This window comes from Candidatus Ulvibacter alkanivorans (genome assembly GCF_003333325.1).
GTDB classification, from domain to species: Bacteria; Bacteroidota; Bacteroidia; order Flavobacteriales; family Flavobacteriaceae; genus Ulvibacter_A; species Ulvibacter_A alkanivorans.
The window spans coordinates 1-14,994 of sequence record NZ_QOLC01000104.1 but is presented as its reverse complement, the minus strand read 5'-3'; the positions used below and the strand labels follow the sequence as shown (position 1 = coordinate 14,994).

Here is a 14,994-nt window from a genome sequence, read left to right as displayed (position 1 = left end):
CATTTAACTTTTAAATCTTATTGTATGAAAACCGATCGCTACACCAAAGTAATTTTGACCATTATCGCTATTTGCTTAACCATTAACATTGCTAAAGAGTTTGAATTGATCCCTTCTGCTTATGCTTCCGAAGAAACAAACGCGACAACCGTAAACTCTAACTATCGCTTAGTTCCTATAAACGAATTTGGCGCAATGGATGTACGCATTGTAGACATTAACACCTACGACGAACTTAATGTAAACCTAAAGAGTGTTGATACGTACGATGAAGTGAAGGTAAACATAAAAAGCATCGAAACCAGTGATGAATTAGATGTGAATATTGATGAAGTTGGAGGCGGTTTTATTTCGCATAGCGGTCCTCTTCCTGTGACAATAAAATAAAAATGGTCATTATTTTATTTTGAAGGGTCGTATAATTAATCGAGCAGCCCTGTCGTAATTTATATAATTATAGGTCCAATTAAAGAAAGTCACTACTCTATTTCTAAATCCCACTAGAAAGTACAAGTGGATAAACATCCATAAGAACCAAGCTACCGCACCGCCAAAATGCATCTTTTTAATATCGACCACGGCTTTGTTCCTACCAACGGTAGCCATGGTGCCTTTATCAAAATACTCGAATGGGATCATTTCTTTGCCCTTAAAGCTGCGCTTTAGATTTTTGCCCAAGTGCTTACCTTGTTGAATCGCCGGTTGAGCAACCTGAGGATGGCCTTTAGGGAAGTTTGGAGTCTCCATAAGTGCTATGTCCCCGAGCGCATAAATCTTTTCGTAACCAATAATAGCATTGGTTCGATCTACTTTGTACCGATTGGCCTTTTCTACTAATGCATTCCCGTCGATTCCTTTTACGGGAGCGCCGGTAACACCTGCCGCCCAAATAAAGCTGGCGGTCTTAAATTCGGTGCCCTCTTTAGTAGTTACTGTGGTTCCATCGTAACCTTCGATCATCGTATTTAAGTGTACACAAACACCTAGGTTCTCAAGATATTTTTGAGCCATTTTTGAAGCTTTTTTACTCATGGGTGGCAAGACCCTTTCTAATCCTTCGATAAGATGCACTTGCATTTCTTCTTCTTCTAATTCGGGATAATCATGCTCTAGTATTCCTTTTCGAAATTCTGCCAAAGCACCTGCCAATTCCACTCCGGTAGGTCCTGCTCCGGCTATTACAAAATTAAGTAAGCGTTTACGCTCCAACGGATTAGAAGTAATATCGGCCTTTTCAATATTTTGTAGCATCAAGCTGCGAATATCCAAAGCTTGGGGAACCGTTTTCATGGGCATGCTATTTTCTTCTATGGTCTTGTTTCCGAAGAAATTAGTACGCGTCCCCGTAGCAATGACCAAATAATCATAACTAAGACTTCCAATATTCGTATCGATCTTCTTTTCTGAAGTATGAATGCGATCTACAGTGGCCAATCTGAAGTGAAAATTTTTGTTCTTTCTAAAGATTTTCCGAAGCGGATACGCGATAGAGTCCGGTTCTAAACCAGCGGTTGAAACCTGATATAGAAGTGGTTGAAAAGTGTGGTAGTTATGTCGGTCGAACAATACAATTTGCAACTGTTCTTTTTGCAATTGTTTTATCAAGGAAATGCCCGCAAATCCGCCGCCAATCACAATGACACGGGGGCGGGTAGTTTCTGGTATATTCATGCGATTTTTAATCTATTATAAAAATACCGATTGTAAGTGGAAACGAGTAAAAAACGTTTAAAATTTAAGACTTTTGTAACAAACTTCAGAGGCGAACTACTAATGCAATAGCTAACACAAAACCATTGAACAAGGAACTAGAACATACGTTTGTAAGGCAATTAGAAGAAAATCAGAATATTGTTCATAAGATCTGTCGTCTTTATACTAACGATAAAGATTCGCATAACGATCTGTTTCAGGAGATTACCATACAGTTGTGGAAGGCCTTTCCGAAATTTAGAGGTGATTCGAAGTTCAGTACTTGGATGTATCGCGTGGCACTTAACACGGCCATTACCTTATATCGCAAATCGAAAAGACGGGTAAAGACCCAAGATTTTGAGGGCGTAAGCTTTAAGATCTCGGCCGAAGAGTACGACGACACCATCGAAGAGCAATTAAAATTAATGTACAGTGCTGTAAAGAATTTAAACGATATCGACAAAGCGCTGGTCTTTTTATATCTAGAGGACAAAAATTATAGAGAAATCTCAGAAACATTGGGTATTACCGAGGTAAATGCCCGAGTGAAGATGAACAGAATAAAAGAAAAATTACGCAAAATATTAAATCCGTGATCGGTATGGATAATTTAGATCTATTAAAAGAAAAATGGCAAAGTAGGGAGCAGGAGTTCCCGAAACTGACATTCGATGATATCTATAAGATGTTGTTAAGGAAGTCCTCTTCTATCGTGAAGTGGATCTTCTATATTAGTATTGCCGAATTAGTTCTATGGACTATTCTAGCGTTCTTCATTCCCGAATCTAATAAGCAGATCACCCAAGAGATGGGGCTAAAGAATATTTTCCTAATAGTGAATATCGTGAACTATACCGTGTTTGCCATATTCATCTATTTCTTCTATGTAAACTATCGATCTATCAAGGTTACCGATACGGTTAAAGAATTAATGAAGAATATTCTAAAGACCCGGAAGACGGTAAAATACTTTGTAATATACAATGTGGGAGGTGCTGCATTATTGATGTTGGCGATTAACATCTACTTTTTCTTGAACAAAGAACAGCTGTATGAAACCTTTAAAGGAATAGAAGGTTATGGCAACATTCCTGCCGAAAATTTTACTTCGGTGTTCTTCTTATCACAAGCTATTGCAGGGGTGATACTCGTGCTCTTGTTGCTATTGTTCTATCGCTTGGTATACGGAATATTGTTGCGTCGCTTAAAGCGTAATTACAGAGAACTAAAGAAAATTGAACTTTAGTTAGTAGCGCCACTGTCGCTCTTTGTTCAGCTCTTCTTCTTTTTTAAGTTCTTCCTGCGGAATAACTTTTAAGAAAGACGGATGTTGCTCGATCGCAAATTCCATTTTTTTGACGATATCGTCTATGGTGTCATTCTCATAATCGATATCCAGCGGTTCCTTGATCTCCATCGATTGAAGGATGCCTCGTTTTTTAATTCGAATTCCCTTTTTATCGAAAGATCGTCGAAATCCATCAATCACGATGGGTACCACGATCGGCTTGTTGTGTTTAATAATATGTGCTGTACCTCGGCGAATTGGTTTCCACGGTTTTGTAGTTCCCTGCGGAAAGGTGATCAACCAACCATCTTGTAATGCCTTGGAGATATTACTTACATCGCTCATTTTTACCTGTCGATTGACTTCTTTGCCTTGTGCTCGCCAAGTGCGATCGATACTCACCGATCCTGCATACGCGAGGATCTTAGGCAACAATCCCGACTGCATGGTCTCACGAGCTGCGACAAAATACAAGTTCAATTTAGGGTCCCATAAATAACCGATGTTCTTAATATTATCTACTCTACCGCTTAAACTCGCGTTAAACACGTGAAACATGGCCACAACATCGGCGAAATATGTTTGGTGATTTGAAACGAAGAGCACATTATTTTCGGGAAGATTCTTAATGATCTCACTGCCTTCGATCTCAAGTCTATTAAACCCTTTGAATCTGCGGTGTGTTAGTGCACCCAAAATTCGAATTAACCACCGTTTTAAGAATAATATATGTCCAAATGGATTCTTTTTAAAAAGCCCCATATTTTTTAAGATTTGTAAGATAGACCCTGCAAAAAGGCCGAATTACAAAGATACGAAAAATACCGCTTTAGAGTAGTTCCTTCAGCATTTGTCGTACTTCGTTCAACATCATGGCAGTAGCACCCCACACCACATGATCTTGTAGTAAAAAGGCTGGAACTTCAATGTTGGTCGCATACGATGTGGATAGTGTTTTGGTAATTCGAACACTGTCGTCTAAGAACTGTTGTAGCGGAACTTCTATAAGTGCTTCCACCTCATCTTCTTGAGGAATAAATCTTGGCGTTTTAGCAGTAATTCCTAAGTAAGGCTGAACAAAGAAATTACTCGGCGGAATGTAGATCTCGGTCATTTTCTTTAAGACTGAAATGGCTTCGGAAGGAACCCCTACTTCCTCTTCACATTCGCGTAGGGCGGCATGCTGCAGACTTTCATCTTCGGGTTCGATCTTACCTCCGGGAAAACCAACCTGAGCCGAATGAACCCCTTTATAGGTCTTTCGAAGTATTAAGATTAAATGGGTCTCGTTACTTTCCGAAGGATAAAACAATACCATTACCCCGGCTTTACGAGCGGTAGCCGAATAGCGTGCCTTTTGCTTTAGCTCTAACAAACGTTCTATTGGAGCCATTTTTAAATGGTAGGCTTCGCCGGGAAGTTCCATTTTTGTTATTTTTACGATCTGTTTTTCAAAATCTGAAAATTCCATTTATGAAAGTGCTTCAATTTCTCCTTCTCGGACTATCATTGTTTTTTTTAAGCTGTGAAGATACTAAAAAGCGGCAGCAAACCATACCCGATGACACTTCAGAAAAAAGTAAAGAGACGCCAATTCAAAAGAAAGATACCCTAACAGCAGCGAAAAAGACAACAACCTATCCTAAGATCACTTCTAACAATGTGGTGGAGTTCCTCACAGAATACGGGGAAGCCAATCCGGAAACCAAGGTGCGTATCAATACCCGATTAGGGCAGATCGATATTGCGCTCTACGAAGACACTCCTTTACATCGTGCCAATTTTATTTATCTAATTAAACAGGACTATTTTGATGACACCTTTTTTCATAGGATCGTACCGGACTTTATAATTCAGGGTGGGAATAGCGACAATGCTTCTACGAACAAAAAACGCTATGCCATTGGTGAAGATTACTTGATTCCGGCCGAGATCAATAATCGTAACCACACCTACGGAAGTGTCTCGGGAGCCAAAGAATACCGTGCGAATCCAGACAAACAATCGATGCCTTTCGAGTTCTTTATATTTTTAGGTCCGCAATCATCCACGAGTCATCTTAATGGCAATTATACGGTCTTCGGAAAGGTCACAAGTGGTATGGATGTGGTAGAAAAGATCGCTAATTTACCGGCCGATGAGGGCGAGTGGCCACAACAAAATGTGGTTATTGAAGCCGAAGTACTAGAATAAGTAAAAGTAATTATTAGGTTGACTGCCTATTTTTCCAGTTGTTCTTTTTTTGAATAGATGGTTGGTAACGACAGGTCGAAGGTTACTGCTAGTAATCGGATAACAATTACAAGAGAACCCGAAATTATAACTACTATATCAGGATCTAAGGTCGTTTTTAGCAATACGAAATACAAAATACCGCCTAATATACAAGCGGTTGCATAAATGTTCTTTCTGAAGATCACAGGGATCTCATTACACAGTATATCTCGAATCACACCACCAAAACAAGCAGACATGGTTCCTAGTGCAATACAAATTAGAGGTGGGAAATCGGCTGCGATTCCTTTTTCTACACCTACAATAGTATACAATGCCAAACCAATAGTATCGAACAAAAATAGCGAGCGTCTTACGTATCCCAGCTTTTTACGAAAGATGATAGCAAGAACTGCTGCGATCACGATCACATATACATAGGTTAGGTTTCGCATCCATGTAATAGGAAAATCGATCAACACGTCCCTTAATGTTCCGCCCCCCACTGCTGTTACAAAAGCAATGATGAGGATGCCGAACATGTCCATGCGTTTTTTCATGGCGGTTAGTGCGCCGGAAACTGCAAAAGCAATGGTCCCTAAAATATCGATGATCAAGAATAAACTCACATGTTCTGGGTATAATGGTTATAGTCTTTTAAGACGGTATCTATAAATTGCTTGTCATATAAATTAGATTCCACCTCTAATATACCTGCTACTTTTTTCCGAAGTAAGTTCAAGGTCTTATAATCGGTAGAGCGCAATGCTATTTGATAGGTTTCCTTTATAAGTCTTACATCTTTATCGCTTAAGATAGTCACATTTGTAAAGGTTGGTTCGTACGAATCTGGGATCTCTTCGAGGATGGTATGACTTATTTTTGTTTTTTGTTTGGTGCGAATCACAACAGTTCCGGCGGCCATATCACCTAGGCGTTGGCGTTTTTCAGAAAAAATAATAGACAACAAACCTATAGAACACAAGAACATCCAAATATCGATAAGCCGAAGCATCCAAAGGGTAAGATAATTAGACCAATGAACCGGAGAGCCGTCTACTTTAACAACGCGTGTTTTCATAATAAACTTCCCCACGGTACGCCCGTTAAAAATAATGTGCATATACAGCGAATAGAACATCACGGGAGTGAATAGCAGCTGTTGGATACCAAAAACAGTCCATCGATCACTTATTGCCTGCCCCATAGCACTGGTAATCAATTCAAGTACATATAAATAGACCGAAAAGATTAGTAGGTCGATCAAAAAGGCCAACATGCGCTCGCCGACACTTGCGATGTTATACTCTAAATTGACATTCTGCGTTGTATTAATTGCCAGGTTTGCCATGTAAAAGCAAGTGTTTATATTTAGTGAAAATTTCTATATGCGAGAAGCTGCCTTCGTCAAGCAAAATAAAGAAAAATGGATTGCATTTGAAAAAGCAATTACACTTAATTCGAAAATAAGTCCGGACCACTTGGCCGAACATTACATTCAGCTTACCAATGACTTGGCGTATGCGCAAACGTATTACCCAGATAGCAAGACGTTGCAGTATCTAAATTCGCTTGCTTCGCAAGCACATCAAAAGATCTACAGCAACAAAAAGGAAACGAAGAACCGTTTGGTCACTTTTTGGAAATACGAATTTCCACTCTTCTTTCTACAACATCACAAAATGCTGTTATACACCTTTTTGTTGTTTGCGATTGCCACAGCTATTGGAGTTATTTCTACGGTCAACGACGACTCCTTTGTGCGTTTAATTTTAGGCGATGCTTATGTGAACGAAACCTTGAACAATATTGAAGAAGGCGATCCAACGGCCATTTATAAGAGTGGTGGAGAGTTAGGTACCTTTTTAGGAATCACTATCAATAATATTCGTGTTGCCATATTTGCCTACGCGGCCGGTGTGATCACCTCCATTGGAACCGGATATATTCTATTTAGCAATGGAGTTATGCTGGGAGCCTTCTTTACCTTCTTTTACAATCGCGACCTATTATTTGAAGCCTCTAAGACCATATGGCTTCATGGTACCATAGAGATCTCGGTGATCGTAATTGCAGGTTGTGCCGGGATGGTGATGGGAAATAGTATCCTTTTCCCAAAAACCTATTCTAGAAAGGTATCCTTTTTAAAGGGAGCAAAAGACGGATTAAAGATCGTTATTAGCACCATTCCATTCTTTATTATTGCCGGATTTATAGAAGGATTCATAACCCGATATAATACCATGCCTGTTTGGTTGGCAATGACCATTATTTTTAGTTCTTTAGCACTTATTATCTATTACTATATCATATACCCCATCATACTTAATAAAAAATATGCAGCAGGATCATATCGAGCTTAAACAAAAACGAGATATCGGCGAGATCATCACGGTTTATTTCGAGTTCTTTAAAAAGAATCTTAAGAATTTCATCAATATCTTTATTCGTTATAACGGTATCTTCCTCCTCGGTTTTTTAGGCGTTAGTTATCTGCTTGTTACGGGGTTTGTTGGTATGATGCGTTCTACTCAAAATTTTGGTGTCGTTCAGGAATCGAGTAATTATAATATGTACTTGGGTTTTGGCTTTTTAGGATTTTTCCTATTGTTTGTAATAACGGCCATTCTAAACTACAGTTTAGCAGCTTCGTACACCATTCAATATCAAAAATACGGAACCAACGAAGTGGACAAACACAAGGTGTGGGACCTGATCTACAATAATTTGGGCAAGATCATTCTATTTGTAATTATTGCCATTTTATTGTTCGTTATTGTTTTCATTGTGGGAATGGTCATTTCATTTATCCCAGTACTAGGCACATTTGCGTATTATGGCTTACAGCTCGCATTTATGGCGTGGATGGGCCTTTCCTTTATGGCCATGCTTTATGAAAATAGAGATGTGACCGGTGCCTTGGGCGAAGGATGGAATTTACTGTTTCGCTACTTTTGGAAAAGTATATTGGTAAATTTAGTTGTCGGATTTCTATTAGGCATACTACTGTTGGTTGTTCTAATGATACCAGGTGTGCTTATTGGTATCTACGCTTTTCATTCTATGGAGACCGGAGTCGATCTGGCCGAATCAGCTGTAGCTACCATCGTATGGACACTCGCCACCTTTATCTTTTTAACTCTGTATACATTTAATCAATCGCTATCACAATTTGTGAACAGTGTCCTTTATTTTTCGGTGCACGAAGAAACGTATAATCAATATACACGAAGTAAAATTGAACAAATTGGTGCAGGTGAATAGATCGATCTACATACTACTATTCTTCTTTTTTTCGACTGTTTCAGTAATGGCTTCGGAAAAAGACAGCCTTACTGTTCGACTAGATAGTACGCGAATAGAGACCAAAGAATTTTCCGAAGCACTTTCAGAAAAATACAGCGGAAGCGATTACGATTACGATCAAATGGACGGGGAGGCACAAAATTTTATCGCTCGAGGTTTAGGTTGGTTCTTTCAGCAATTAGCCGACATGCTAGGAATACAGATGAGCTACGAGATGCAAAAGTTCCTTGAATTTCTATTTTATGCCCTCCTTGGAATACTTATACTGTACATCATTTTAAAACTCTTAATTGGCGAAAATGCCACGGCTTTTTTTACGCGTAAAAGCACAATGGTTGCACCGCTAAACATCGAAGAGGAGCATATAGAGAACATAGATCTGGACACTTATATAAGCGATGCATTGGCACAACAAAACTATAGATTGGCGATTCGGTATATGTACCTTAGGTCGCTTAAACTGCTCTCCGCACATAGCCTTATCGATTGGCACTACGACAAGACCAACACCGACTATTATCGTGAGATCGATAATGAACAAGTAAAAGCGAATTTTAAGAAGGTGTCTTACCTTTACGATAACATATGGTATGGAGAATACGATCTGAATAATATTGGTTTTCAAAGCGCAAAAGTAGATTTCGATCAACTAACAAAAACCGTTTCACATGCTAGATAAACGGTCCAGAAACATACTCATCGTCTTTGGTATAGTGATCTTTACATTGCTCGTTACCGAAATTGTACGACCTAAGCCTATCAATTGGCGACCCAGTTATACAAAAACCGATAAGATCCCATTTGGAGCCGAAGTCTTTTATAAAGAGTTGCCTCAGCTTTTTTCTGAAGCCTCTTTCGAAGAAGTTGAGGAAGACCCATTTGTTTTCTTACAAGATGCTACGTATCAAGAAAATTCGGCCTATTTTTTCTTGAATGATCAAGTCTTTTTCGACCAACAGCAAGTAGCTGCTTTACGCGATTATGTTTCTAATGGCAATACTGTTTTTATTTCGGCGATGAGCTATGGCTACATCCTAGCCGATTCGTTAGAAACCTATGCCAGGAGTTCGTATGGGGTGTTGGAGGAAGCAGTAGGCGCATCACTATTAAATCCGTCGTTACAAACTGATTCGGTGCCTACGTATAAAAGAGGTGTTTTTAAAACAGTCTTTAGCGAGATCGACACGTTAAACACCACGGCGCTCGGTTATTTTACTTCGGAAGAAAACAAATTGGATGCTTTAAATTTTGTAAAAGTAACACACGGAGAAGGTGAGTTCTATCTTCACACACTGCCACAAGCATTCTCCAACTATTATTTACTGCGAGATAATGAAGCCTATGCGGCCGGTGTCCTCTCCTATATTGACGCAGATCATATTTATTTAGATACTTATTTAAAATCGGGGCGCAAGATCGTTACCTCGCCTATGCGGTTTATTTTTAATCAGTTACCACTTAAGTGGGCCTATTATGTGCTCATGGCCGGACTACTTGTTTTTGTCCTTTTTAGAGGCAAGCGCGAACAGCGAGTTATAGAGGTGATCGAGCCTGTACAAAATACGTCGGTAGAATTTACAAGGACCATTGGCGATTTGTATTTTCAGCATAAGGACTTCGGAAACATTATCGCTAAAAAGATCACTTATTTTTTAGAAATGGTGCGATCCAACTATTACCTTAACACCAATGAATTAACTAATGAGTTTATAAAGAAATTAGCTGTAAAAAGTGGCAATGATCTTCAAGAGACACAGGCACTAATTCAGTATATTAAACAGTTAAAGGGCAAGGCCATTCATACCGAAAATGACCTTATCCAACTCAACAAACAAATAGAAGAATTTACATCATAATTATGGAAGAAACACCCAATACATCGCACGAACATACAGAGAAAACCACGAATACTTCCGAAGAAAACACCACTTCTGAAACCTCGCAAAGCGAGTCCTTAGCATTTAATTCGAGGATCGATCTTGGCGACTTGCAACAGGCGGTAGCAAAGATAAAGAGTGAGCTAGGCAAGGTGATCGTAGGCCAAGAGCAAATGCTTGAAATGTTGATCGTCTCCATTTTGTCTGACGGCCACTCCCTTATTGAAGGGGTTCCGGGAGTAGCAAAGACCGTTACGGCAAAACTTTTGGCCAAAACCTTGGCTGTCGATTTTAGTCGTATCCAATTTACACCGGATCTAATGCCGAGCGATATTCTTGGTACTTCGGTTTTTAATGTAAAAACGAACGAATTCGAGTTTAAGAAAGGACCTGTATTTTCGAATATTGTCTTGATAGACGAGATCAATCGCGCACCGGCAAAAACCCAGGCGGCACTGTTCGAGGTTATGGAAGAACGACAAATCACCATGGATGGAATAGAATACAGCATGCAACCGCCCTTCTTGGTTTTTGCGACACAAAACCCCATCGAGCAAGAAGGTACCTACGCGCTGCCAGAAGCACAATTAGATCGTTTTCTTTTTAAGATAAATGTCCCCTACCCGAGTTTGGCCGAAGAGATCAAGATTTTGGAAAACGAACACCATCGAGAGAACAAAATAGCGCTCGATCTAGTGACTCCGGTGTTAAGCGCTGAGCAAATCGCGACCTATCAAAAAACGATTAAAAAGATCATCGTTGAGTCCAACTTGTTAAAATACATTGCAGCGATCACAGACAATACGCGTAACAACGCTAATTTATTTTTAGGTGCTTCCCCACGTGCTTCTTTGGCAATTATGAATGCCTCAAAGGCCATGGCGGCCATACACGGAAGAGATTTTGTTACACCGGACGACATTAAGAAGATCGCTCCGGCAGTATTAAGCCATCGTATTTTACTCACGCCAGAACGTGAGATGGAAGGAATAACCGCCGAAAAGGTCGTACAGCAGATCATAGAAACCATCGAGATCCCGCGTTAAGATGAAACGATTTCTTAAAAGCTTATACCTACAAAAACGATTTTTCTTCGTTTTGTTCTCGCTCGTAACGCTCTTTGTAATCTCTTATTTTTACATAGACCTCTACGAAGCGACCAAGCTTTTATTTTTTATATTGGTGGTGGCAACCGTCTTTGATGTTTTGCTCCTCTACCGCAATAAGACAGGAATTCAAGCAAGTCGAGAGCTTCCCGAGAAATTATCGAATGGTGATGACAATCCTATAGTAATTCGATTAACGAATCGATTTCAATTTAAGGCGTCGGTCAAGATTATCGATGAGTTGCCGTTACAATGGCAACAGCGAGATTTTAAGATCACTTCGATTCTTAACGCTTCCGAAGAAAAAAAATTCACCTATACCGTTCGACCTACCGAACGAGGCGAGTATCAATTTGGAAATTTAAACATATTCGCTTCTACCCTACTCGGATTGGTGGCTAGAAAACAGCAATTTGATGCGGAGGCCATGGTTCCTAATTATCCCTCCTTTTTACAGCTCAAAAAATACGATTTTATTGCTTTTACCAATAGGTTGAAGCTGTTCGGACTTAAAAAAATACGACGAATTGGCCACACGATGGAATTTGAACAGATAAAGGACTATGTGTCTGGTGATGATGTTCGAAATATCAACTGGAAAGCCACAGCTAAACGTGGGGATCTCATGGTAAACCAGTTTCAAGACGAAAAATCGCAACCGGTGTATTCTGTGATCGACAAAGGCCGTGTTATGAAGATGCCCTTTAAATCGCTTAGTTTACTCGATTACGCTATTAATGCAACTTTGGTAATATCGAATATTGCACTTAAAAAGCACGACAAGGCAGGCATGTTCACCTTCTCACGAAAAGTAGAAGATCGTGTAGTAGCCCAGCGCCGAAAAGCACAAATGAACCTATTGTTAGAGACCTTGTACAATGTGCAAACCGATTTTAGTGAAAGTGACTTTTCGCGCTTGTACGTGGACATTAAACGTTCTATTAAACAACGTAGTTTGTTGTTGCTCTATACCAATTTTGAAACACTGGACGCCTTGCATCGTCAACTTCCCTACCTACAAGCGATCGCCAAGACACATCTTTTGGTAGTGATCTTTTTTGAGAATACCGAACTAAAGGAATTGGTACAACAAAAAGCTACTACAACCCATGAGATCTTCGAAAAGACCATTGCCGAAAAGTTTATTTATGAAAAGAAATTGATCGTTAACGAACTTCATAAATTTGGGATACAAAGTATATTGACTGCTCCTGAAAATCTTACGGTAAACACCATTAACAAGTACCTGGAAATTAAAGCACGCGGCCTTATCTAGTACCAAAACCGAAGTCAATTTACGGTTCAGAGGTAAAATAGCACAGTTCAGTACTTCTTTTTTCGTCGGAAAGGTAGTTGATTGCATCTTTGCTTCAGAAAATAAAATCAACTAAAATCTTACATCATGAAAGCAATTATTTTATCACTAACCTTTACCATTTCCAGTATGCTTTGCGCACAAACTACTTCTGAAGCAGATAACACTATAGAAACAGGAACCACGATCACCGTGACCGTACCTGTTCAAAGCTCGGAAGGCTCTGTACTCTTCGGGTTGTATGACGAGGCGGGCTTTTTACAGCAACCGCTACAATCTCAAGAAGGAACTATTAAGGACGGCAAAGCCACGATCGTATTTACCGATGTCGTTCCCGGCACCTACGCTGTTTCTCTGTTTCACGATAAGAACGGCAACAAGCAAATGGATTTTGACACCAACGGGATGCCGCTCGAAATGTATGGCATCTCCAACAATGTGATGAGTTACGGCCCTCCGCAATGGAGCGATGCAAAATTTGAAGTTAGCAGTGAACCTGTGAGCCTTACGATTAGAATGTAACTTTTACACTTCTCCTTTTAAAAAATCCGATCTAGGTAGATCGGATTTTTTTTATAACCAAAAACTTAGTTTTAGCTTTTCACTATAAATTTTACCTATAAGTTGTACCTTTGGGCAAAAGAAAAGACCCATGACGATAACGCAATTACGATATGTGTTGGCGGTAGCCGAACATCAGAACTTTACGAAGGCTGCAGAAAAAACATTTGTAACTCAGCCTACCTTGAGCATGCAGATTCAAAAATTAGAGGACGAATTAGAGATCTTGATCTTCGATCGCTCTAAAAAGCCAATAGAATTAACTTCCGTGGGGAAGAAAATTGTGAATCAGGCGCGAAATATTGTGAACGAAGCAGAGCGAATGCAAGATGTTGTCGATCAAGAAAAAGGATTTATAGGTGGCGAGTTCCATTTAGGGATCATACCTACTATTATGCCGACCTTACTGCCTATGTTCTTAAAGAGCTTTAATAACAGATATCCAAAAGTACTTCTTAGAATTGAAGAACTCACCACCGACGAGATCATCGCCAAAATCAATGACGGACACTTAGATGCGGCCATCGCAGCTACTCCACTGAACAGTGAAAAAATAAAAGAGCGTCCTTTATACTATGAACCTTTTGTGGGCTATGTCCCTCAAAACCACCGGTTGTACGAGCAATCTAAGATAGACAGTTCGGATCTAGACCTCAACGATATATTGTTGTTAGAGGACGGCCATTGTTTTAGAGATGGGGTGATCAACTTGTGCAAGGCATCGAAGGTGCAGAAAGATGATCAATTTCAACTGGAAAGCGGTAGTTTCGAAACGCTGGTCAAACTATCGAACGAGGGATTGGGTATGACCCTACTCCCCTACTTGCATACCTTGGACCTTTCCGAAGTACAAACAAAAAATTTGCGACATTTTAATCCACCCAGTCCGGCACGAGAAGTAAGCTTGATCTACAGCAAGAGTGAATTAAAGATGCAGATCGTGAATGCCTTATACGACGTAATTTCGGGAGTAGTTCGGGGTGCGATCACTTTTCAGGACGTCAAGATTATCAGTCCGATATCATAAAAAAACCTCCGATCTCTCGGAGGTTTTCCTTATGGATTTAATAAGATTAAACATTGATTTAATTGGGGGTTCTGCTTAATAAGAGAATCAATCCAGATCTTTAATTCCTCTATTTCATAGGGGAGTAATCTGCTCATCGCCTTCTTCAACTCTTTGCAGAACAAATTAACATCAAAACTAACTTTTGCGAGTACAGCTTTGGTGTAATCATACATTGCTCTAGCCATAGTAAATTGGTATTTATTTTTGTTAGGTCAAGTAGATGTGGTCTATAGGCAACTAGTATTTAATTAAGTGTTCTAAATATAACTAAAAAAATTTAAAAAAATTCTATTTGTTGATAACTAAGTCATTTTAAAATCGATTATCGCCGTCTAATAAATCTCCTAAACCGCCCAATATACTGCCTTCGCCTTTATCTTTCCCTCCTCCTTTTGGAGCCGATGCCCAAACGCGTTTTGCCAAACGACTAAATGGTAATGATTGAATAAACACGGTTCCGGGACCTGTAAGTGTTGCAAAAAAGAGGCCTTCCCCTCCAAAAATGGTGTTTTTTATTCCCCCGACAAATTCGATATCGTAATCGACCGTTTGATCAAATCCGA

General features: G+C 39.6%; 19 protein-coding genes. 12 read left to right on the top strand and 7 right to left on the bottom strand.

Annotated elements, in window-relative coordinates; genetic code table 11:
• The first annotated feature begins 24 nt into the window (after positions 1 to 24).
• Positions 25 to 387 carry a hypothetical protein gene (locus tag DWA30_RS12190; RefSeq protein WP_114492820.1) on the top strand — a complete coding sequence of 121 codons (363 nt, stop codon included), beginning with the start codon at positions 25 to 27 and terminating at the stop codon, positions 385 to 387.
• Positions 388 to 396: 9 nt separating this feature from the next.
• Here DWA30_RS12190 and DWA30_RS12185 read toward each other — a convergent pair whose 3' ends face one another.
• The gene (locus DWA30_RS12185) at positions 397 to 1,671 is read right to left on the bottom strand and encodes an NAD(P)/FAD-dependent oxidoreductase (RefSeq protein WP_114492819.1); all 1,275 of its coding nucleotides are present in this window, start codon (positions 1,669 to 1,671) and stop codon (positions 397 to 399) included.
• Between the two features lie 125 nt (positions 1,672 to 1,796).
• Here DWA30_RS12185 and DWA30_RS12180 point away from each other — a divergent pair, with 125 nt between their 5' ends.
• Both DWA30_RS12180 and DWA30_RS12175 read left to right on the top strand, forming a co-directional pair.
• The gene (locus tag DWA30_RS12180; protein ID WP_114492818.1) at positions 1,797 to 2,291 is read left to right on the top strand and encodes an RNA polymerase sigma factor; all 495 of its coding nucleotides are present in this window, start codon (positions 1,797 to 1,799) and stop codon (positions 2,289 to 2,291) included.
• A gap of 5 nt (positions 2,292 to 2,296) precedes the next feature.
• Positions 2,297 to 2,941 (top strand): DUF8845 family protein, encoded by a 645-nt coding sequence (locus DWA30_RS12175; protein ID WP_114492817.1) that lies wholly within the window; start codon positions 2,297 to 2,299, stop codon positions 2,939 to 2,941.
• Here DWA30_RS12175 and DWA30_RS12170 read toward each other — a convergent pair whose 3' ends face one another.
• Complete coding sequence (locus DWA30_RS12170; RefSeq protein ID WP_114492816.1) at positions 2,942 to 3,745, bottom strand: lysophospholipid acyltransferase family protein; 804 nt, start codon at positions 3,743 to 3,745, stop codon at positions 2,942 to 2,944.
• A 67-nt stretch (positions 3,746 to 3,812) separates the two neighbouring features.
• Positions 3,813 to 4,454 (bottom strand): NUDIX hydrolase, encoded by a 642-nt coding sequence (locus DWA30_RS12165; protein ID WP_114492815.1) that lies wholly within the window; start codon positions 4,452 to 4,454, stop codon positions 3,813 to 3,815.
• A 2-nt stretch (positions 4,455 to 4,456) separates the two neighbouring features.
• On the opposite strand from DWA30_RS12165, the gene DWA30_RS12160 reads away from it, so the two are divergent.
• Positions 4,457 to 5,176, top strand: a complete 720-nt coding sequence (locus DWA30_RS12160) for a peptidylprolyl isomerase (protein ID WP_114492814.1) — start codon at positions 4,457 to 4,459, stop codon at positions 5,174 to 5,176.
• Between the two features lie 26 nt (positions 5,177 to 5,202).
• On the opposite strand, the gene DWA30_RS12155 is transcribed toward DWA30_RS12160, so the two are convergent.
• Both DWA30_RS12155 and DWA30_RS12150 read right to left on the bottom strand, forming a co-directional pair.
• The gene (locus tag DWA30_RS12155; protein ID WP_114492813.1) at positions 5,203 to 5,826 is read right to left on the bottom strand and encodes a trimeric intracellular cation channel family protein; all 624 of its coding nucleotides are present in this window, start codon (positions 5,824 to 5,826) and stop codon (positions 5,203 to 5,205) included.
• Positions 5,823 to 6,548, bottom strand: a complete 726-nt coding sequence (locus DWA30_RS12150) for an RDD family protein (protein ID WP_114492812.1) — start codon at positions 6,546 to 6,548, stop codon at positions 5,823 to 5,825. Before DWA30_RS12150 ends, DWA30_RS12155 begins: the two co-directional genes overlap by 4 nt.
• Before the next feature lie 37 nt (positions 6,549 to 6,585).
• On the opposite strand from DWA30_RS12150, the gene DWA30_RS12145 reads away from it, so the two are divergent.
• From DWA30_RS12145 to DWA30_RS12110, 8 genes are all read left to right on the top strand, one after another.
• Complete coding sequence (locus tag DWA30_RS12145; RefSeq protein ID WP_114492811.1) at positions 6,586 to 7,560, top strand: stage II sporulation protein M; 975 nt, start codon at positions 6,586 to 6,588, stop codon at positions 7,558 to 7,560.
• Positions 7,535 to 8,461, top strand: a complete 927-nt coding sequence (locus DWA30_RS12140; RefSeq protein ID WP_114492810.1) for a hypothetical protein — start codon at positions 7,535 to 7,537, stop codon at positions 8,459 to 8,461. The genes DWA30_RS12145 and DWA30_RS12140 overlap by 26 nt, the downstream gene beginning before the upstream one ends.
• Positions 8,454 to 9,182 (top strand): hypothetical protein, encoded by a 729-nt coding sequence (locus DWA30_RS12135; protein WP_136073201.1) that lies wholly within the window; start codon positions 8,454 to 8,456, stop codon positions 9,180 to 9,182. Before DWA30_RS12140 ends, DWA30_RS12135 begins: the two co-directional genes overlap by 8 nt.
• Entirely contained in the window at positions 9,172 to 10,359 is a 1,188-nt protein-coding gene (locus tag DWA30_RS12130) for a DUF4350 domain-containing protein (protein WP_114492808.1), read from the top strand. Before DWA30_RS12135 ends, DWA30_RS12130 begins: the two co-directional genes overlap by 11 nt.
• Before the next feature lie 2 nt (positions 10,360 to 10,361).
• Complete coding sequence (locus tag DWA30_RS12125) at positions 10,362 to 11,426, top strand: AAA family ATPase (protein WP_114492807.1); 1,065 nt, start codon at positions 10,362 to 10,364, stop codon at positions 11,424 to 11,426.
• A gap of 1 nt (position 11,427) precedes the next feature.
• On the top strand, positions 11,428 to 12,762 hold the full coding sequence (locus DWA30_RS12120) for a DUF58 domain-containing protein (RefSeq protein WP_114492806.1): 1,335 nt from the start codon (positions 11,428 to 11,430) through the stop codon (positions 12,760 to 12,762).
• A gap of 126 nt (positions 12,763 to 12,888) precedes the next feature.
• Complete coding sequence (locus tag DWA30_RS12115; RefSeq protein WP_245933912.1) at positions 12,889 to 13,323, top strand: DUF2141 domain-containing protein; 435 nt, start codon at positions 12,889 to 12,891, stop codon at positions 13,321 to 13,323.
• 130 nt (positions 13,324 to 13,453) lie between these two features.
• Positions 13,454 to 14,389, top strand: coding sequence for a LysR family transcriptional regulator (locus tag DWA30_RS12110; protein WP_114492805.1), 936 nt, complete (start codon positions 13,454 to 13,456; stop codon positions 14,387 to 14,389).
• 29 nt (positions 14,390 to 14,418) lie between these two features.
• Here DWA30_RS12110 and DWA30_RS13510 read toward each other — a convergent pair whose 3' ends face one another.
• Together DWA30_RS13510 and DWA30_RS12100 are read right to left on the bottom strand one after the other, a co-directional pair.
• Positions 14,419 to 14,616 (bottom strand): hypothetical protein, encoded by a 198-nt coding sequence (locus tag DWA30_RS13510; protein WP_114492804.1) that lies wholly within the window; start codon positions 14,614 to 14,616, stop codon positions 14,419 to 14,421.
• A gap of 127 nt (positions 14,617 to 14,743) precedes the next feature.
• On the bottom strand, positions 14,744 to 14,994 hold a 251-nt coding region (locus DWA30_RS12100), incomplete at its 5' end, for an AIM24 family protein (RefSeq protein ID WP_136073200.1).